Source organism: Porphyromonas endodontalis ATCC 35406, assembly GCF_000174815.1.
In the GTDB taxonomy this organism is placed as follows: Bacteria; Bacteroidota; Bacteroidia; order Bacteroidales; family Porphyromonadaceae; genus Porphyromonas; species Porphyromonas endodontalis.
Genome location: NZ_ACNN01000026.1, coordinates 196871 through 217285, shown reverse-complemented (window position 1 = coordinate 217285; position 20415 = coordinate 196871). Strand labels below are relative to the sequence as shown.

Genomic DNA, 20415 nt, shown 5'->3' with positions numbered 1-20415 from the left:
TATCTTTAGGGCGAAAAACATTTCTACCCCCCTTTAGAGAGAGGTATATTTGGATGTTGTTGTACATTGAATTATAGAGTGTAGATATAGATTAATTACTAAATGGAATTATGATGAAGCAGCTATTTCATTCATTACTACTACTTACGGCACTGTTGCTCCCTCTAGAGCTATTTGGTCAGAGTACAGCCTCTCAAGAGGAGCCGTCTTCGCCTATTCCCATGTTTGCAGAGGGTGCAAAGTGGAGCGTTTCCGTAAAGCACATCAAAAGAGAGTGGGAGCCTGGGTATTACCATTGGGTAAATGAAGGGGAGAACTATCAGTACGGTGTACAAGGAAAAGAATCCTTTAATGGCAAAGAATACTTCCACGTTGTTACGACCAAAGGAACAGAGCGCGTAGACTTCTATGCCCGTGAGGAGGGAACTAAAGTTTACCTCTATCAAAAAAGTACGGATAGGGAATTTGTACTCTTCGATTATGCCATCAAGCCGGGAGAAAAATACATAGGCATGGGAAAATCTCCCGGGTTCGAGGCTTCTTACGATGAGTTTACTCTAAAGTCCATCGAGACCAAACTGATAGCAGGAGAGAATAGAAGAGTCTACTATTTTAGCTATGAGTATCCTTCTCAATCCCACTCAAATACTACTCGAGGTGGCTATAATTACCCTCATATTTCCTATACAAATATCCATTACTCACCTTCGAATGCTTACATGTCTCTTGTATGGGTAGAGGGGATTGGCACCTTAGAAGATTCTCCCTTTTATACAAACAAAAGAATGACCGGATCTAAGCCTCAGTATTTACTAGGGTATACAGATGCGAAAGGGGTGCAGCATGCGCTTAGCAACCAGCCTGCTGATTTTACTTGGAGGGTAGTGATTTCTTCGGAACCAACCGCTTTAGACAATGTGCAGAGTGCCCCGGCAAGCATACATATGAAAGAGGGGGTGCTGAGTGTGAATTTGAGGGATGGCAAGTCGCATCGCCTCTCCGTTTATTCGCTTGATGGGGTGCGTCTCCTGCCCGAGACCTCTTTTACCGACTCTTTCTCCACTCAGCTCGCTTATTCTACCACATCGTTTCCTCTTGTAGTCGTGCTTGATGGCAAAGCCACATTGTATAGGTAGGGGCATAGAGAGATAAGTCATAGACACTTCTGAGACGAGGTGTATTTCCCATGTTATACCCTAGGTAGAGAGGTTCTTCTCTTGGCCTAGGGTGTTTTTTCTTTTCTCTAGTTGATGGGTGGCCTCCCTCTCTCTCTTCTAAAGAGATTTGCCCATATCCTTTCTCTTATTGTAGCTTGCTTTGTAACTTTGTCAAGGGGAATAATTCCCTTGGTGAACAACTGGGCCTACCCTTTGTTCTCTATCTGGAGTCCTTATGGATAAACGTTATAAAAATGGATGAAGTTACAGAGTTAGATTTGTGTAGTCGGGTCCAATTGTCCCTAAAAGATTGGCTATCCACTACCTTTTTGGAGACGAGTACTCAGCAAAAACTCTTTCATTGTGGAGCCGCTGCCTATCGCACTTTATCCTCAGATTACATCCAGCAACTCAGAGATCGTTGTCTCCTGTTGGGGTTCGCCGTGGAGGAGTTGCCTGATGGTACCCGCTTCTCTTTCCTTTGGTATCCTATCCGTAGTGGGTTGCGCATCTCCTATCATAATATCTCCCTCTACGTGCTGTTTAATAAAGTGGCACGTAACGAGTATATCCGTATGGTAGGGGCCTCTCGCTCCAAGCGCCTCGATCCCTTTTACTTAAGGCTTCAATACGATAGAGCGGTAGAGAAGCCGGGCTATGGTATAAGCAGCAAAAATATTCCCTGCATAGAGCCCCTACTCACCCTTTTATTTGAGGAGCGAGAAGCCTTGATGCATCTCTCAGAGTCTCTAGACTCTCTCGTAGTGGAGTGTGCTCGAGAAGAAAAGATCCGTACCCTATTCTTAGGCAGTATCGAGAGGGTGGTGGAGAGTTTGCTAGCTCCATCGGAGCATCCCTACCATTTGCAGATCTCGGCCGGGCAAGCTCTTCTCTCCTTCCGTTTGCGGCGCAAAAAGATGCTCACCCTTGTACTCTCTCCCACCTCTTATATGACACAATTGCAGCAGCTCCCGGGCTTCTTAAGCCGCTGTAATGCGCAGAAGTCACTCTCGGCAATGCAGTCTCTTGTAGCTCAAGAGTATCCCGAGGCTTCCCTCAAAACCTATGGGAATAAGCAGGTCTGGACTTCCACTAATTGACCACATTGGCAAAAAAACAATACAATATAGGTATGGCTATCACCATCAATAATAAGCAGTTACAAAGCATCTTAGAGAAAACACCCTCCCATCATAATATCATGTTGGTGGGCGTCCACGGCATTGGCAAATCTCGTATTATTTCTGAGTTTTTCCGAGCTAAGGGAATAGAGGTGATCACCCTCTTCTTGGGGCAAATGAGCGACCCCGGAGACTTGATAGGCTTGCCACATCTAAATACAGAAACAGGGCGTACTGAGTTCATGCCTCCCTATTGGTTCCCCAAAGGAGATAAGCCTATCGTTCTCTTCTTGGATGAGCTAAATAGAGCGCGCCCCGAGATGCTCCAATCGGTGATGGATCTAGCACTCAATCGAATGCTGGCTGGCCGTCGGTTGCCCGAGGGGTCTCGTGTTATCTCTGCGGTCAATGACGGAGCCGAATACCAAATTACGGAGCTTGACCCTGCACTTGTATCCCGATTCAATGTTTATTTCTTCCGTCCTACCGTTGCAGAGTGGTTGCTTTGGGCTGAGGAACAAGAGCTAGATGAGCGGGTTATTCACTTTATTGAAAACAATCAAGATGCCCTAGATGCTCCGTTCAATATAAATGCTGATTCTATCGATAAGTGTGCCGATCGCCGAGCTTGGGAGCGAGTCTCCGATATCATGAAAGGTCTGGAGGAGGTAGATGATCTTACTCTTAAACTGATTAGCGGCATTGTAGGGGTAAAGGCCGCTGCCCGATTGGCGGAATCGCTTAGTGAGACTTCTGTAGTGAGTGGAGCCGACCTCCTACTGCACTTCGGAGAGGTAAAAAAGAGGCTTAAGACAATGAAATTACCCCAACTGGCTCTTGTCAATGATAACCTATTCCGCTGTTTAGAGGCTCGTGGTTATCCGGAGGAAGAGATTGAATTAGTGGGTACCAATCTGGAGAAGTACATCCTTTGGCTTGACAAAAATGACCAAAGAGAGGCTCTGATGCACCTTATCAATAACTTTTCGTCGGCTACTTATCCGAATGCAAACCTTACTATCATGACCAAGCTACCCTCCATCTATACGCTCATGACAGACTACCTGAGGCAGTTATGAAAGAGCTTTTGCGGCATATCTCTGACGAGTGGTTCCTTGCCGAGCCACTCCTTTTTGACACTCTTTGTTCCCACGAATTGGTAGAAAACCTTGACCTAAAGGTGGAAATGCGTGTGGGGAAAGGGCGCATAGAATACAATACAGAGAAGCTCTCCAATCGCTCAGAAGGGTATATAGCCAAGCGTCTGCGTATCGAAGTCGTACGGATATTACTTCGTCACCCTTACCAGCGGCAACCGCTTAATCATCGTCCATTCTGTCTGGCGATAGCCAGTGATATGACTATTGCCGAGTACTACGATGCGAATGAGACAATGGCCACACGTACCATGATGAAGTTGCCTCCTAACCATAGTTTTGAGGAGTATTATTCGATGGTAGATGCACTTATTCCTCCGCAAAACTCCTCTTCTAAAGAAGAAAAGAAAACTCAGCGTGGGGGGCTAGAGCAGGGGGAGACTTCTCAAAAGAAACAAGGCGTGAATGGGGGTGCCGGCGAGCGTAGCCCCGAGGGCGGAAGAGCTAAAGGAAGCGTTCGAGACGGGGCCAATGGTTTGGCCAGTGGTGAGAGCGAAGGGCTTTCTTCTTCTACAACTGCCACTTCTTCTGAGGGAGAGCCTTCTCAAAAGCACGATGCAGCGCGTGAGTTGCAGATGCATGCCGAGGAGTGGGAGGAGCGTTCTGCCCTGTGGGAGGAAGATGAATTGCAAAACGAAACGATAGAAAAACTCATTGAGAAGGCTCGTAATACAAAAACGTGGGGCACCCTATCGCGTGAGCTACAGCAACTTCTGGAGACTTCTATTTTTGCCAAGGTCAATATTCGTCGTCAGCTCGCCCAGTTTCGTACCGGCATTCTATCCAATAAAGTTGTACTTAGTCGCATGAAGCCCAGCCGTCGATATGGTTTCATGCAAATGGGCATTCGACACCCCTATACAACCCGATTGCTGATTGGGGTGGATGTAAGTGGCTCTATTGCCAATGACGATATTCAAAATTTTTTGAGCGTGATTAACCACTTCTTTACTCAGGGCATAGAGCATATAGAGGTGGTGCAGTTTGATAGTGAATTGCGCCTGCCTGTACAAGAGATGTTCCGAGTGCGCAAGAGTATCAAGGTAATGGCACGCGGAGGTACAAACTTTGATCCTCTCATCCGGTACTTCGAAGAGCACACAGAGTACGATGGACTCATTATATTCACAGATGGGTATGCCCCCTTGCCACAAGTGCGTACTCGCCGTAAGTTGCTCTGGATTTTAAGTTCTTTAGCAGCTTATAAACGCTTTGAGGGGGCTCCAAAGCTCTATATCCGAGCCTAGTTGTTGTACTCATAGTAGCCCCTCTCTGAAGCTTCCTTTTTTCCTCAAGAAATAGTGTAACTCTCCTCTATAAAGCTAATGGGATAGGGGAGGGTTTTTCTATAATCTAGCTGTCTGTAGCATTTATATTGCACCAAGTCTATTACCCTCTATGCTCTGACAAATGATAGTAAAACAGAGTATTCAGCTGCAAATTGCCTTTTGTTCTTCATTTTTATATTGCTATTTGTATTTTTCTTTGTAACTTCCCACCGCCGTAGAGAAATACTCTGTTTAGCAGTCTTTTGCTCTAGGGTAAGTAGAAGTATAACATTTAAAAAGGTTCCTTTATCATGAGATCGTACAAAACAGAAGAGATTAGGAACATCTCACTTTTGGGAAGTTCCGGCGCAGGAAAAACCACTCTCGCAGAAGCTATGCTCTTCGAGAGTGGTGTGATAAAACGTCGTGGAGACATTGCCTCAGGCAATACCGTGTGCGATTATTTCCCAGTAGAGAAGGAGTATGGCTATACTGTTTTTTCTACTGTTTTTAGTGTTGAGTGGGCAGAGCGCAAACTCAATTTTATCGATTGCCCCGGGAGTGACGATTTTGCCGGTGGCGCTGTATCGGCTCTTAATATTGCAGATTGCTGTCTTATGGTAGTCAATGCCCAGTATGGGGTAGAGGTGGGGCTGATCAATCAATTTCGCCATATAGAGCGACTTCATAAACCTGCTATTTTTATTGTAAACCAGCTTGATCACGAGAAAGCTGACTTCCAAATGAGCATCGCTCAGTTGCGAGAGCGTTACGGATCTAAGGTAGTGGTAACTCAATACCCCGTTACTTGTGGTCCCTCTTTTAACCAAGTGGTGGATCTTCTTCGCATGAAGATGTACCAATGGGGAGCCGAAGGTGGGAAACCTCAAGTGTTAGAGATCCCCGATAGCGAGCGAGCTACAGCAGAAGAGATGCGCCAGCAACTTATAGAGAGTGCTGCGGAGCACGAAGAAACCCTTATGGATCGCTTCTTTGAGCAGGGGAGTCTCTCGGAAGAAGAGATCGTAGAAGGGATGCGCAAAGGCATTGTTTTGGGAGATATGTATCCCGTCTTCTGTGTGTCGGCTGCCAAGGATATGTGTGTGCGTCGTACGATGGAATTTTTGGGAGACGTTGCACCGCACGTGACCGAGATGCCCAATCCTATAACTACCGAAGCCGAAGAGGTGGCTCCTAATCCCTCCGGTCCCATCAGTCTTTACTTCTTCAAAACCACTGTCGAACCCCATATCGGCGAAGTTTCTTACTTCAAAGTGATGTCGGGTACTGTACGAGAAGGATGCGATCTCATCAATATAACAAGAGGGAGTAAAGAGCGTTTGGGACAACTATTTGTAGTGGCAGGTCAGACGCGTACTAAGGTGGACGAACTTGCTGCCGGAGATATCGGTGCTACCGTAAAACTAAAGGATGTGCGCCGCGGTAATACCCTAAACGAAAAGGATTGCAGTTGGCAATATCCTGCTATAGAATATCCCGCACCCAAGTTTATGCGGGCTATAAAGCCGGTAAATAGTGCCGATGCTGAGAAAATGAGCGAAGCTCTCCATCGCATGATGGAGGAAGATCCTACTTGGATTGTGGAGCAAAGCAAGGAATTGCGCCAGACTATTGTGTATGGTCAAGGAGAGTTCCATCTGCGCACCCTCAAGTGGAGATTGGAACACAACGATAAGATTCTTACGGAGTTTAGTGAGCCTCGCATTCCCTATCGCGAGACCATTACTAAGGCTGCTCGGGCGGACTATCGTCACAAAAAGCAGTCCGGGGGTGCCGGTCAATTTGGAGAAGTTCATCTTATTATCCAACCCTATGTAGAGGGAGAAAATATCCCTGAAGTGTACAAATTTGGAGGGCAGGAATTTAAGATTACCGTAAGAGACCGTCAAGAGATTCCTCTTGCTTGGGGTGGTAAACTTGTCTTTATTAATAGCGTGGTAGGAGGTGCCATAGATACGCGCTTTATGCCTGCTATCCTCAAGGGGATTATGGAAAGAATGGAGCGTGGACCGCTCACCGGCTCTTATGCTCGCGATGTAGTCGTTATTGTCTATGATGGTAAGATGCACCCCGTAGATAGCAACGAAGTTTCATTTATGCTCGCAGGGCGTAATGCCTTTAGTGCGGCATTCCGTGAAGCTGCTCCCAAGATTTTGGAACCGATCTACGATGTTGAGGTATCCGTGCCTGCGGATTATATTGGGGACGTAATGAGCGATTTGCAGGGTAGGCGAGCTGTCATCATGGGGATGAATAGTAAGAAAGGTTATGAACAACTTTTGGCTAAGGTTCCCTTGAAAGAATTGATGAATTATAGTACGGCTCTTAGCTCCCTCTCGGGAGGACGTGCTTCTTTTATGATGAAGTTTGCAAGTTATGAACTTGTTCCTACTGAGCTACAAGAAAAACTATTGAAGTCGTACGCCGAGGAGCAAGAGGCGGAAGATTAACCCTCTAGGGCTTGATAAAAGAATGGGGCTGCACTCTTCAGTTTGAAAGTGCAGCCCTTGTTATTTAGTATAAGTAAGTTGAGAGTTGGGAGGATAGGCAAGTAAATGTGTTGAGCAATTTACCCTCAAAAGAAGGGAGCACTCAAGCTTTGGTTCTAGATTCGATGGGAAGATTCCTCAGATCTTTCTGATTACTTCACTTTGACCTATTCCCCTAAGCAGGAGACTCCCTAGATTACTATCCTAAGAGCAAAGATAGGTAAAAGTAACTTATTTACCTAGCTTTTCTTCTACTTCTTCTTTGCTGATTTGCTTTGTGCAGAAGAACCAGTCGTAGCAATGAAGGTTGGCCTCTTTGCCCGAAGCACGTTCACTAGCCACGCGGCAGGTGGTAGCAGGGGGTACGATTGCTTCGTCTCCGGGACGCCAGTCGGCAGGGAGTGCTACCCCAAAGTTATCAACGGTCTGTAGCCCAATAAGTACACGCTTGATTTCATCGAAATTACGCCCGAGAGAGAGGGGGTAGTACATGATCGTACGGATCTTGTCTTCGGGGTCAACGAAGAACACGGCACGCACTGCAGCAGTACTGCTTTCTCCGGGTTGTATCATACCATACTTGTGAGCTACCTCCATAGAAACGTCTACTACGAGGGGGAACTTTATTTCTATGTTTTTGTATCCGTGCCAATCAATCTTCTCTTCTATGGTACGAAGCCATGCAATGTGGCTCTGCAATCCATCTACAGATAGTCCTACGAGTTGACAATTGAGAGCTTCGAAATCGGCAGCAAGATGCCCAAAGGTCATAAACTCAGAAGTACATACGGGAGTAAAATCGGCCGGGTGGCTAAAAAGGATCTTCCATTGACCCTTATAGTCGGAAGGGAAGTTGATTACACCTTGAGTGGTAACGGCTGTAAAAGCGGGTGCAGCTTCGCCAAGGCGAGGCATTGTAATTGTTTGATTCTGTTCCATCATACGTTTATTGTTTTAGTTGATTGTTTTATTATTTCTCTGGTGCAAAGGTAGAATGATGGGCTACTGATATCAAATGCTTTTTTCTATCTTTGTATAGAGGGAGTCTATCTACCACGAGATTTCGCGTCGGTAAGGGCTCCGTATTTAGATAATTAACCCTCTAATCAATGAAAGAATGAAGAGACAATTCTTTGTTATTCTCACGGTTCTCTGCACCTTGCTTGCCAGTGTGCATCTGAGTCATGCTCAAAACATTTATAATGCCAATGGAGAGCAAGTTACCTCTGTGGATTCGAATGGTACCCTCCGTGATCGGAGTAATCGTTCCGTAGGAAAGATTGATAGTGATGGTACAATCCGCGATGGACAGGGACGTTCTGTTGGTAAAATTGGAAGTGATGGCACTATCCGCGATGGGCAAGGGCGTACCATGGGTAAAGTAGAAAGGGATGGTACTGTGCGTGATGATCGTAACAGCCAAATAGGTAAAATCGAAAGTGACGGCACCGTACGAGATAGACAGAATCGCTCTATCGGGAGAGCTCCCGGTGTGAAAAAGGAATGGGCTGCTGTAGTCATATTCTTTAGATTCTAGGTAGGTCATCCCTAAAGAAACTCGCCCACTCCCTTTCATTTGTATTGGGGGTGGGCGAGTTTGTTAGGACTCAAAGATATTGGCACTAGACCCATCTTATTCAGAGTAAATACTAAAGAGAGGTATTTAGTTTCGGTCTTTTGTAAGCCTATTGTGCAATAGATAAGTATGCCAAGAGAGAGAGGAAGGAAGAACTCGTATAGCCCAGCTTAGATGGCGGAATCTCTTATCCGGATGTTGAGAAAGTATTCGAACTAATGCTTTGTTTTTCCTTGCTTTACGTAGGAATGCAATTGGTTCTCTAGTGCATTTCATCTCCCGATACAGTACTATCGTACTCAGGAGAAGTCGGGCAATAACTTGATTGAGCCCTTGAGATGGATGATCTTTGGAGAATGTTAGAAGGCGTTGCACGATGATGGCTAAGTCTCGGGGCCGTTTGAGATTAGTTGAGTGCATGATGGAGTTGGGGCGTTGTCTATAGTGGTAGGCTACGCCTTGGAAGAAGGCAACTTCTCTTGCAAAATAGAGAGCTCTAGGACTAAATTCTTCATCCTCATGGTAGATGCGAGGATAGAATGTTAGCTGATTTGATAGGAGGAAATTACGTTTATAGAGGTAGTGATGTACAGGGATAATCTGTTGTCCGCTATCGAGGAGTTCTAGCCCACTCATCGGCTCTGTAAACTTGGGATGTAACTCAAGGGTACGTATATATCCTTCTCCGAAAAGTCGGGAAGAAAGCGAAACCATATCCGGATTGTTTGCCTCTTCTAAAAAAGACTTTAGTTGCTTTAGTATCCCCGGGGTAATGAAGTCGTCAGAGTCTATAAACCATACATATCGACCAGTAGCAACCCTAAATCCTGCGTTTCGAGCTTCACTAAGACCCCGATTCTCTTGGTGTATAATACGAGCATTCGGGTGTTTGGCTATAATGGGTTGTGCAAGACTTATACTCTCATCTTTGGATCCATCGTCTACAACAATTACCTCATACTCCTCCGGAGCAATTAGGCTCTGGGTAAAGCAACTCTCAAGACACTCTTGTACATAGAGAGCTACGTTGTATACGGGGATTATAAGTGAAAATAGGGGAGCAGGCATGATGGATTTTCTTTTAGAATGGGTACCCGATAGCTAAGTGGAAGTCCACACTTTTCCAAAAGTCGGGTATATTGTAGTAGCTAGAAACACCTGTATCGTAGGGAACGTGCAAGCCAATACCTACATCGCCACGGATTACAAAGTACCCCAAATCATAGCGAATACCAAAACCAGATCCGAGTGCGATCTGATTGATGAACTGCTTGAATGAGGTTAGTTCTTGTAGGGAGCCTCCAGGACGGTTCGTATCCTTATTAAGTAACCAAATATTCCCGGCATCAAAAAATATAGCCCCTTGTAGTGCTTTGATAAGTCGGAAACGCCACTCCATGTTCATCTCTAGTTTGAAATCTCCCGATTGGTCGATAAATGAGTATTTATCGTTCTTGGGTTGGTAGCTCCCCGGCCCAATACTCCGCACGGTAAAAGCGCGAATACTGTTGGCTCCCCCAACATAGAATTGCTCGCTATAAGGGGCTACACTACTATTGCCATAGCTAAAGATGGCTCCCGTGGAGAAGCGTGTAGCAATGGTTTGGTTAGGATTGATCGTGTAGGTGTAGTGAAGATCACCCATGAGCTTAACGAATTGTGCATAGGGCACTCCAAGGAGTTTCTTTGTTTCGTTGTATTTCTTTTTCCCAAAAGACTGTATAGCATTAGTAATATTGCCGGCCTCGGATACAAACAGCTCTAACCAAACATGGTGCGAACCACGATCTTCTATGATATCGTCATAGGTGTAGGTGTAACCTATTTGAGGAATAAATTGGCTTTTGAGACTAAGTCCCAGAGTTGTATTTTCTGCTAAAATACGATTGAACTCTTCGGATCGATGGCTTAGGAAATTGTATTGAAGACGTAGTGCTGTAAAGCGATGTTTATGATGTTCTTTGGGGTTGAAAAGGTAATTGGCAGAAGCCCCCAAAGAGGCCATTCTGAAGTAGCGAGCCCGGTTGACTATAGAGGCAGATAGGGTAATATCGCTGTTGGTTGGGAACGTGAGCAAGAGGCTACTTAACCCCGGGAAAAGGATGGACGGAGCTGATAGGCTTAGGTCAGATCCAAATTCGTAACTATGCAAGAGAGAGCCTGTTTTACTCGCATTCTCATACGAACCATAGAGGGAAGCGGACAATTGTTCCCCTCCTCCAAAGACATTACGTTTAGCTACCGAGGCTCGCAAGCCGGGGCCTTTAAAACCATTGCTTTTGAACCTTATGGCACCCTCAAGAGTGGCATCCCATGCTTTATCCGGAGTAGAGGTGATGTGGAGGTTGAGGATGTGTAGATTACTATCCGCAATGGAAAAAGATAGATCTGTAGCAGAGAAGGCTCCCAAGCGAGTTAAGGCCTGTCGTGTATTCTGCTCATTGAGCTGAGAATATAGACTCCCGGGGCGTAAGAACACACGCTTACCAAGTACAGAAAGGCGGGTAGTGCGTGTTTCGTTATACCTTAGTTTGATACTATCAATGAGTGTGGAGTCTCGTACGGGAGAGGATGGAGAGATCCCAATATCAAAGGTTACTTTGCCAATTTTCCAAGGTACTAAGCTCCGTGGCTCAAGTCCATCTTTAAAGCCAATGCGCATATCAATTGACTGGGGCGCAATGGCTGTATCAATGCGATATACCAGAGCTTCGGGTGTATAGTAGTAGTAACCATTGTTGCGTAGATGGGAACTCACAATTTCTCTATCCTCTAGTATCTTATTCAAGTTGAATTGATCCCCTTTGTGCAGAGTGGAGATGGCAGCATGATCAAGGTGAGACTTAGCAACAAAAGCACTGTCGCTCAAGTATTGTATACTCCCTAGCTGGTAGGGCAGTCCCATGTCTATTGTGTAATGTACCCGAGCTTGCAGAGAGTCTTTGGGTTCTAGGGCAATACTATCTCTAACAATAGCATCGAAATAACCATGTTCGCGCAGTACGTTCTGTGCTAATCTAGAGCGTATTTGGGGGCTTACATTGTTGAGTAGAATAGGCTCTGATGCAAACATCTTGTAGATTTTTTTCCCTAGGAAAGTACTATCGTCTTGATAGCTATTGTACACCCAGAGTCCAAGATGGATGGGGAATCGATAGCGAGCTGACCCCAAAAAAGAATCATTGGGAGGAACGCTTATCTCCTTTTTTGCTGCCTCAATAGCTTCCTTGCCTTGTTTGCTATGATCTTGATTGATGATTTGAGTTTTCCCTATACCGATGTAGAGTTGCTCCCCCTCCGGGAGGTGGGCAGTGATGGAGCAAGCACTCAGTAGGAGTAGAATTAGCAGTGCAAAACTACCCTCGGCAAGTAGAGGTATATGGTTACTTCTCTTCGTCATGGCTAACCGGTTTTTCTGATTCCTTGGGAGCTGGTGCTATAAGAGTATTCTGCTCTTGTGCTTTGCCATTAGGGGGAATAGAAGGCATTTGTTTTCGGAAAATATCTACCAAACGACTAAACTTCTTACGTATGATAAAGCCGAGACCGGTCTCTGTTACCAGCCCCTCAATGAGGTTGTCACTATTGCGTTTGTGGAAGCCCTTGAGGTACATGGAGCCGGCTTTGTCTAGGCGATACTCCAAATTGAAGTTGTCAATAAAGGTTTGCTCATGGTTGGTGGGGATCTTCCCTGTGCTTACCTTACCCCCGATGGTTACACTAAGACGATCGTTGAAGAGCCGCTTGCTAAAGCTATAGGTGTAGTCTGTGTAGGCAGATCCAGCCTCGGCAGCATCGTGTAATTCCATCCCTACATTAAAGTCTGTCCCTTCTAATACCTTACCTGTAAGGCTATTGAGTTCGCTCACTGCTAGCCCGCTAAGTAACTGTTGAGGAGTGGTTTTACTAGACTCTGAAGCCAGGAAGGTACCGCTTACCATAAGGCCTACAGCTTGCTTCCCTCGCTCCTCTGCACTCATAGAAGAGAGTTGCCCTTGTATGCCAAGATCCTCAGGTGCGGAAACGTCAAATGCCAGATTTATATTCTCTAGTTGGTCTTTGGCAACAATCTGTACATCGAAGTTCACATTACGAGGCTTCCCTCCTTCTACTACACTGGCGCGTACTCGTTGTGTTGCCTTGAAGTCTATATGCGGATTCATTACATTGCCGCTCCATGAGATATTGCTACTGGGATCGATGGCAAATATCTTCCGTCCTACAACGGGGAAGGCATAGCGAACATCACCACCCCCCGAGAGATTATACTGTCCCATTAGGCTCATCTCTCCATAGGGGGGATAGGTAAAACGGAAGTCTCCTCCTCCTTGTACATACACATGATCTTGGTGGTCTGCCGATAAGTCTACACCTACTCGCACTGCCGGGTCTATATGCAGATCCAATACTACATCCATGCCCCCAAGGGAGACTTTATTGCGTGCCTCGTCATCGGCCCTACTGAGAGTATCTGTAAAGTCTGTAAATTCGACAACTCCGGCGAGCTTATCAGTAGCCTTTGCTTCTGCTTGGCTATAAACGTAGGTTATGTTAGTTCCACCAAGGACATCCAACTTCCCTCTTACCTTGGGATGGGTTATATGCCCCTTCACATTTATGTTTCCACTCGTTAGTAACTTACCATAGAGCATTTGTCCTCTACTTGCTTTGCTATCGATAAGCTCTACCTCGTTTCCAACGATTTGGAGGTCGGTTGTGAGGGCTTGTCTACCAAGTAGAGTAAGATAACCATTGATGCTAAAGGATTGTTTCTTGCCTTGTGCACGTAGATTGACGTCTTCGAAGATTAGCTTACTGTCGTGGAATTTGATGGGAGGGGTATCAATGGCAAACTTATTCCCCACCAAAGGGAGGAAAAACGATGCTTCGTGAGGGGTAATTAGACCATTGAAAAGCATATTGTTAGTGGTACCTCTGATGGAGAGAGAGCCATCTATTGTTCCATCAAGAGCCGCGTTTTTAGCTCCGATAAAAGGATTGGCAAGAGACAGTGGGAATCCTGCAACATTGGCTGTCATATCAATAGGAGACGCTTCGTTGCGAGGGCTATAAGTTCCCTCTGCTGAGAAGGCTAACTTCCCATTATAGTTGACCTGAGTAGTAACGTAATGCGAGCTATTATCTCGTGGCTCGTAGAAGAGAGCCATACCAATATGCCCGATATTGGTTTTGTCGTAGCCTAAGTTGTTGATAGAAACATCTCCAGTAGCACTCGGAATTCCGGTTTTAGGGTTGCGTTCAATAGTTATATCTGCGAATGTATTCCCCTCAAGGCTCTCCATCCCGAAGAAGTGATTGATGTCTCTTAGCTCTAGCTGGCTTATGTTCAAATAGAGAGAACTAAAAGGAGAAGCATCGTTTTCTTGAGAGGTTAGAGACAGTTCCGCATTATTGTCGCTGCGTAGTTGTAGAGAAGAGTGGACGTTAGAATTCCCAAAGTTGTAGAAGAGAGCGTTCTGAGGGTTTGCGTGCAGTCGATAGCCGGCTAGCACAATGGGTTTGTCTTTGAAACTTATCCCAATTCCATTGGCATTCTTAAACAGAATCGCACTTAGCGCATAATCTCCTTGCCCTAGGCCTGTGTAGTTTGCATCAAGGTCGAGAGTCCTTAGGTCGCTTATGGCATGGAGGTAAACAGAAAAGGGCGGTTGTGCACGATACTTTTTCTTGTTGACACGGAGGTCCAAACGTAGATATTTTTCTGCTCCTTCTCGAGTATTGGCAACTTGATCGTAACGAATAGGTTGCGCATCGCTCCATGTAAATCCCTTGAGAGACTGATACACACTCTCCGATAGGGTTGTACGGCTGTGCCCTGTCTCTGAGGTGATACTCGCATATACGTTATCTATACGGAGTGTATCTTGTCTGAGGTCTTGTATGGTTGCTTCTAAGTCCAACCCCTCTCTAGGAGTATTGGTGAGCATCACATTAGCACTCGAGAAGTAAGTTTTGGTCTCTCGTAAGATATTGCTAATAGGGTTTTGTTGCCCCATTACAAGCTCTATACCTATAGGAGGTAAGAGGTCGAGCATCTTGGATAGAGCCTCTGGTTGTATGGAATCTGAGAGAAGCTGGGGGATATACTCCGTTATTTGCTGACTTGTGCTGCCTAGGGTGGACATCCCTGCCCCTATATAGGCATCGAGATATAGGTCTCCCGCAACAAAAGAGGCTGTTGTTGTATCTGGGGATACTAGGGCTCGCAGAGAGAGGGAGTCGTAGCCGTACCGGCCATCGTCTAGATGGACAAAAAGATCGCGAGCTACTAGTTGGATAGAGTGCCGGTCACTCAAATTGGTAGAGAAGTTTCCTTGTAATCCCACTCCAAATGCTAAGGGTGTATCCGAAATGCCAATTGTATGCAGTGCAACTGTATCTATTTGGGCGTGGATAGTCCCCACTAAGGATCCTTGTTGTATAGCTCCTGCCAAATCAAAGGATAGCAAAGCCCCTTGATTTAGGCTCTTGGTGTGGGCTTGAAACTCTCCCTTGCGCATTGTGGCAACAAGGTCTACACTATCGAGATCGAATTGCTTGTAGGAGAGATGATGCAGGTTGAGTTGTAACTCGGCAATGGTGCGTGTGGACAAAAAATTAAATCCGTTGCCCATAGCATGCAAGTTGAGATCTACAATCCCAATAGAATCATGGGGTAAGAAAGCAGATATATTTAGGTTTTTGACCTCCGTATCTGCTCTATACTGCATAGTCTTTGGAGAGAACGCTCCCTTGAGGGTTACCATCCCATCATGGGCTGTGGTGAGCAGCGCATCTAAGGCATAACTATTAGGGGTGATACGCGTTTTCCCACGAAGGCGAGAGCCTGAGGGGATGGCAATACGTTGTGCTGTGGAGCTATCAAGAAAGGAGAGTAAGCGATGGGCTTGAGAGTTCGTTTTGAGGTCGAAATCAATACTCCCTTTAAGTTGCTTGGGTGAAAGTATATGTTGTAATTTACCTTCTAGTTCTAAGGATAGCATCTGAGGAAGCGATACATAGGCACGTGAGAGGGTGAGGTCTTCTGTTGTTCCTTCTGCTTTTAGCTCAAGTGCTATGGGGGTATCCAATAGGCTCGCTTGCTTGCCCAGTAGCTTATGTGTATCTATTGTTGTAAAGTAGAAAATATCTTTGGGATGGAGTTGGGCCCGGAGGTCAGCACGTAGTATTGCGGTAGTGTCTTTCGCTATGAATATGGATAGAGGAATCCTCAAAGATCCATCTGCTCTACTATAAGGAGTCGTGAGTTGCATCTCTTCGAGTTCGATAAGTCCATCTTGCATAAAAAAGGACCCCGATACATCGTTGATGCGTGCTCCCGAGTGCTCCCGAAGTGACAGATGTGATACCTCTGCCATAAGGAGTGTTTTTTGTTGCACAAGATTAGTCCCATCTACCTCCATATCGTACCCAAAGAGATGGGTGTAGTCTACATAGGGCGTACTAGGAAGACGGGCATCTCTTGCATAGCTCCCCGACTTTGCACGGAGTGATACTCGGTTAGCCTCTAGGCGTAGTGCTTCTATATCGTAAGAGAATCCCTCCATGGTTCCTTTGTCGATATCGGCTCGTACATAGAGGCTATCAAAAGGCATCGTGAGATCTACTTTTGCCCTTTGTAGGTCAATACGATCAATAGCAATTTTCCACTTTACGGGGGTGGGATTGGGATTTTTGATCGTATCTACACTATATAATGAGAAACCTCCATCTTTTAGCAACAGAGCCCCTGCATCTACGGTTTGTTGGCTTAGATTAACGGCTACGGCTGCTATTTCTAGGTGCTGTGCTCCCCCTCCTATAATCATGGTACGTGCCGAGTCCGGTATGCAAAACGAGACCCCTTCGGCCTGGAGCCTAGGCGTTTCTATCTGACCATTGAAGAGGGGAAATAGGGGAATATCTGTGTCTAACCTTGATAGAGCTACTAGGGTATCTCCCTCAGGGCTAATAGCTCTTATATCTCGCAGGGAGAGGGTGAGGGGGAAACGAAGTCCCAGGTCGCCAATAGTTAGATCAATGCCTGTTTTCTTCTTTACTTGTTGCTCGGCAAATCTCGCAATTCCACGCTGCACCGGAGGTAGATATAGCAGAGAAATAAGAAGAAAAATGAGGGCAAAAGGAGCCAGAAGTAGGGCTACAACAACACGTTTCCACTTACTCCTTTTACTTTTGAGGGGTTGTGGATTTTCGTTAGAAACTACTTGAGCATCAGCTCTTTCAGAGGTTTCGGCTATGGGAGTTGCCTCTTTGATCTCCTTTTCCATCACAAATTACCGAAGCAAAAGTACTACAAAAAGAGTCTTTATTCGTGTTTAAGAGCCTCTTCTTGCACCAAAATTTTTGCTTCGTCTACGGGGATGGGACGCAATGCTTTTAGTATTCCATTGAGGATATTCCCCTCTTTTTCTACGTCATTGTGTAGGACTAGCTTACCGGAGCCTAGGCTCTCGGCTCGGAGGGCTGCGTATCCCTCGAAATGATAATTGTGCCTTTCTGCGATAGATTGGCTGAGGTAACCATCGGAGGGAATGTCAAGTAATATATTACCCACACCGGATTGTATGGCACGAGTGATCGGGCGACTCTCAAACGAAGGAGTGAACTTATTTACAGGGCGAGAAGCTGCGAATATAATACGCTTGCGTGCCCCGACATAAAACTCTCCATATCGGGGATGGGTTACGATATAGTCATCCCCTAGTCTTTTACATTGCTTGGGATCTACCCCTAAAACTTCTAGTAGTGCTACCATGGATGGAGTTTCCTCACCTTTTTTCACTTGAGCTACGAGAGACCAATTCTCTGTGTTGTAGGCGCCATTAGGAGCAAAGGAGGCTGAGAAGGCAACTGTGCCGTCTAAAGCACCCAAGATGGTTTCCCATTCTTTGGTATTGGCTTTGTTGTCTATTTTGCTAAAAAGTTGGACTAGTCCTTTGCCCTCTAATCCTTGTAGGACAACGAGGTCGCAATCATCTGCAAGGTAGTTGAGAATCTCCTTATCTACCTTCTGAGAGATATTGTACTCATCGTTTATAATATCTCCTTCGTTGTTTACGAGTTTATAGTCGAGCTTTAGTTCTTTCTCTTTGAAGCTGCCGTTGACTATTAAGTGTGTGTTGCGTACTTTCTCTTGTAGGTCTGGAGCTAATGCTGCTAGCCAAGATACACTCTCTATCTGCTCTTGTGTGTGGAAGAGATTGAGGTATAGACCAAAGTCTTGCTGCAAGAGGTCTTTTATTCCCACAATCTCTGCGGCTGATGCCCCTTTACCAGCCACTAGATCTTGGCTGCGCTCAAAGAGAGAGGTGAAGAAGCCTTGTTGGCTTATCCAAATCTGCTTCTCACTAAAGGCAACGTTCCAACCGTTGAGATAGGCGTAGTTTAGTCCGTTTTCGGAGCTAATAGAGTCTGCATAGTCTCTAAGGTTGGTAAGGAGAGCATCAGCATTCTTTACGTGTAGGGTGATGTATAGGTCGTCGCCTGCTCCGTAAGCCAAGATCTCTTTCCAAGCTACGTACTTGCCCAATTTTTCTAGGCATTCTTTATCTCTTGGCTCAATATGGTAGCCAAGCGCCTCATCGCTGACTAATTTGGAGAACTTCTCTAGATGAAGGTAGGCAAGATAGTCTACATCCTGAGGGATAGTGGAGAGAAGTGTTTGTGGTTTGTACGAGTGGCATGCCGACGTGATGAGTAAAAGGAATGCCGATGCGAGTGGGAAAATGTAACGAGTAAGGCGCATAAAGCGTTATTCTAGAGGGGTGACTATTTGATAAAAGAGTAGAGTTGAGCAATCTCTTGAGCCCATAGAGATTCGTCGGGAGTCTCCAAGATGATGGGGATATTGTCTAGGTGCGGATCGTTCATTACAAGATGGAATAGCTCCATTCCCATGGTGCCTTTTCCTACGCTGTCGTGCCTATCCACACGAGTACCGAGCTCTTTTTTCGAGTCGTTTAGGTGCATCCCCGATAGGTATGAATAGCCAATGATACGATCGAACTTGCTCCACATGGCTTGATAACTCTCGGCTGTACGGATCTCATACCCTGCGGCGAGAGTGTGGGCTGTATCAATGCAAACGCCAATGCGACTTTTATCTTCTATGCGATCAATAATATAGGCGAGGTGCTCAAAACGAAACCCAAGGTTTGTCCCTTGCCCCGCGGTATTCTCTAGTACAGCCTTAACGCCATGGGTTACGCTGAGTGCCTGATTTACCCCATCGGCAATAAGCTGGAGACATCCCTCTTCGTCAATGGCTTTAAGGTGGCTCCCAGGATGGAAATTGAGGAGCTTGAGCCCCAACTGCTCACAACGACTCATCTCGTCGATAAAGGCATCAATGCTCTTCTGGCGCATCTCTTTATCGGGATTCCCCATGTTGATGAGGTAGCTATCGTGGGGGAGAATATGCTCGGGTTTGAAGCCAAACTCGACCATTAGCTCTTGGAATAAGTCGATACTCTTTTGAGGGAGAGGTGCGGACTTCCATTGGCGTTGATTGCGTGTAAATAGGGCGAAGGCTTTAGCCCCTATGGCATGGGCGTTGCGTACAGCATTTTCCACGCCTCCTGTAGCACTGACATGTGCTCCGATATACTTATTGTTTGTCTTCATAAGAGAAGAGCTCTCTACTCTGCTTGTTCGTATAAGTGTTCTATTTCTTATTCCGGAGAAATAGTAATACAGGGGGAGCGTACTTTACACTTCCCTCGTGCAAATATACCCTTTATTCTTCTATCTCGGCTAAGTTTTGAGTAGAGGAGAAGGCTGAGAGGTAAGATTTAGAGCATCCTCTTTCTATCTAGATTGCAGAAGAGAGCTAGTATAGCTTGCATCTCTTTATTGCTTGAATGAGCTTTTCTTAGAAAGTGTATTTGAGGTCAAAGAATCCATTCTCAACCTTTTTAGGGACATCAGTTCCTTTTGTCAAGACTCCGGAGAATCTTCCACAGATTAGCCCTCTTGAGGGTATATGTGTTGTAATCTCAAAGGTTATACCCTCACTCCCAGAGTGCCAAGCTCCCAACCTCAATTTCCCCTTGCCCTTGAAAGTTTCTTGATGCAAGTTTTCTTCGGACAGATAAATGTGGATATAGGATGTGCTAGCATTGTATTTTTTATTATCTCTATCCGCATGCCATATAAATACTCGTTCTATGGTATCCTTTTCTTTTCTCACCGAAATCTTAGATGTCCAGGGAAGCCTCGTGAAGAAACTTTGGCGCATTCCCTCTTTAGGGAAGACGTAGGGTTCTCCATCGAACTCAAAGGCTACAATGTTGGCACCATTCTCTGTGCGAGGGGGCATTGCACTGAAGAAGAGCGAATCCTTGTCAATGTCGTATTTCGGGGGGGAAAAGAATCGGCATCCCGAAACAAGGGGGAGTAGGGAAATAAATACTCCAAGAATTGCAAAGTAAGTTCTACGCATATCCATTTACTGTTAGTGTGTTTGTTGATGGCAAATATAGAGAAAAGTATTATTCTAACCAATAAAATTTTCTATTCTTCTCTATTTATTAGCACCATGTTATAGATGTTGGAAGAAAGTAAAACCACGGATTGCTCAGCAAATATCCTGTGGAGATATTGCCAA

The 20415-nt window shown here is 45.6% G+C and carries 13 protein-coding genes; 6 read left to right on the top strand and 7 right to left on the bottom strand.

Features of this window, described 5'->3' with window-relative positions:
* Positions 1–110: 110 nt before the first annotated feature.
* The 5 genes from POREN0001_RS06785 (at position 111) to POREN0001_RS06765 (ending at position 7174) form a co-directional block, all read left to right on the top strand.
* The gene (locus POREN0001_RS06785) at positions 111–1136 is read left to right on the top strand and encodes a hypothetical protein (protein ID WP_004334144.1); all 1026 of its coding nucleotides are present in this window, start codon (positions 111–113) and stop codon (positions 1134–1136) included.
* A gap of 275 nt (positions 1137–1411) precedes the next feature.
* On the top strand, positions 1412–2257 hold the full coding sequence (locus POREN0001_RS06780; protein ID WP_147286657.1) for a hypothetical protein: 846 nt from the start codon (positions 1412–1414) through the stop codon (positions 2255–2257).
* Positions 2258–2289: 32 nt separating this feature from the next.
* Positions 2290–3357, top strand: coding sequence for an AAA family ATPase (locus POREN0001_RS06775; protein WP_004334157.1), 1068 nt, complete (start codon positions 2290–2292; stop codon positions 3355–3357).
* Complete coding sequence (locus POREN0001_RS09085) at positions 3354–4682, top strand: VWA-like domain-containing protein (RefSeq protein ID WP_004334301.1); 1329 nt, start codon at positions 3354–3356, stop codon at positions 4680–4682. The genes POREN0001_RS06775 and POREN0001_RS09085 overlap by 4 nt, the downstream gene beginning before the upstream one ends.
* Positions 4683–5014: 332 nt before the next feature.
* A complete protein-coding gene (locus tag POREN0001_RS06765) occupies positions 5015–7174 on the top strand; it encodes an elongation factor G (protein WP_004334261.1) in 2160 nt (719 codons plus the stop codon).
* Between the two features lie 270 nt (positions 7175–7444).
* Here the strand turns inward: POREN0001_RS06765 and POREN0001_RS06760 are convergent, their stop codons facing one another.
* Positions 7445–8152, bottom strand: a complete 708-nt coding sequence (locus POREN0001_RS06760) for a peroxiredoxin (RefSeq protein WP_004334051.1) — start codon at positions 8150–8152, stop codon at positions 7445–7447.
* A gap of 178 nt (positions 8153–8330) precedes the next feature.
* Here POREN0001_RS06760 and POREN0001_RS06755 point away from each other — a divergent pair, with 178 nt between their 5' ends.
* On the top strand, positions 8331–8750 hold the full coding sequence (locus tag POREN0001_RS06755) for a 5-fold beta-flower protein (protein ID WP_004334318.1): 420 nt from the start codon (positions 8331–8333) through the stop codon (positions 8748–8750).
* A gap of 126 nt (positions 8751–8876) precedes the next feature.
* Here the strand turns inward: POREN0001_RS06755 and POREN0001_RS06750 are convergent, their stop codons facing one another.
* The 6 genes from POREN0001_RS06750 to POREN0001_RS06725 all read right to left on the bottom strand — a co-directional run bounded on the left by POREN0001_RS06750 (position 8877) and on the right by POREN0001_RS06725 (position 20250).
* Positions 8877–9857 (bottom strand): glycosyltransferase family 2 protein, encoded by a 981-nt coding sequence (locus tag POREN0001_RS06750; RefSeq protein ID WP_004334319.1) that lies wholly within the window; start codon positions 9855–9857, stop codon positions 8877–8879.
* 13 nt (positions 9858–9870) lie between these two features.
* Entirely contained in the window at positions 9871–12189 is a 2319-nt protein-coding gene (gene tamL / locus POREN0001_RS06745) for a translocation and assembly module lipoprotein TamL (RefSeq protein WP_004334335.1), read from the bottom strand.
* Positions 12173–17077, bottom strand: a complete 4905-nt coding sequence (locus POREN0001_RS06740; protein ID WP_004334353.1) for a translocation/assembly module TamB domain-containing protein — start codon at positions 17075–17077, stop codon at positions 12173–12175. Before POREN0001_RS06740 ends, tamL begins: the two co-directional genes overlap by 17 nt.
* 38 nt (positions 17078–17115) lie before the next feature.
* On the bottom strand, positions 17116–18555 hold the full coding sequence (locus POREN0001_RS06735) for a DUF4836 family protein (RefSeq protein ID WP_004334341.1): 1440 nt from the start codon (positions 18553–18555) through the stop codon (positions 17116–17118).
* Positions 18556–18578: 23 nt separating this feature from the next.
* Complete coding sequence (gene nfo, locus POREN0001_RS06730; RefSeq protein ID WP_004334123.1) at positions 18579–19433, bottom strand: deoxyribonuclease IV; 855 nt, start codon at positions 19431–19433, stop codon at positions 18579–18581.
* Between the two features lie 247 nt (positions 19434–19680).
* Positions 19681–20250 carry a hypothetical protein gene (locus POREN0001_RS06725; protein WP_004334091.1) on the bottom strand — a complete coding sequence of 190 codons (570 nt, stop codon included), beginning with the start codon at positions 20248–20250 and terminating at the stop codon, positions 19681–19683.
* Positions 20251–20415: the final 165 nt, after the last annotated feature.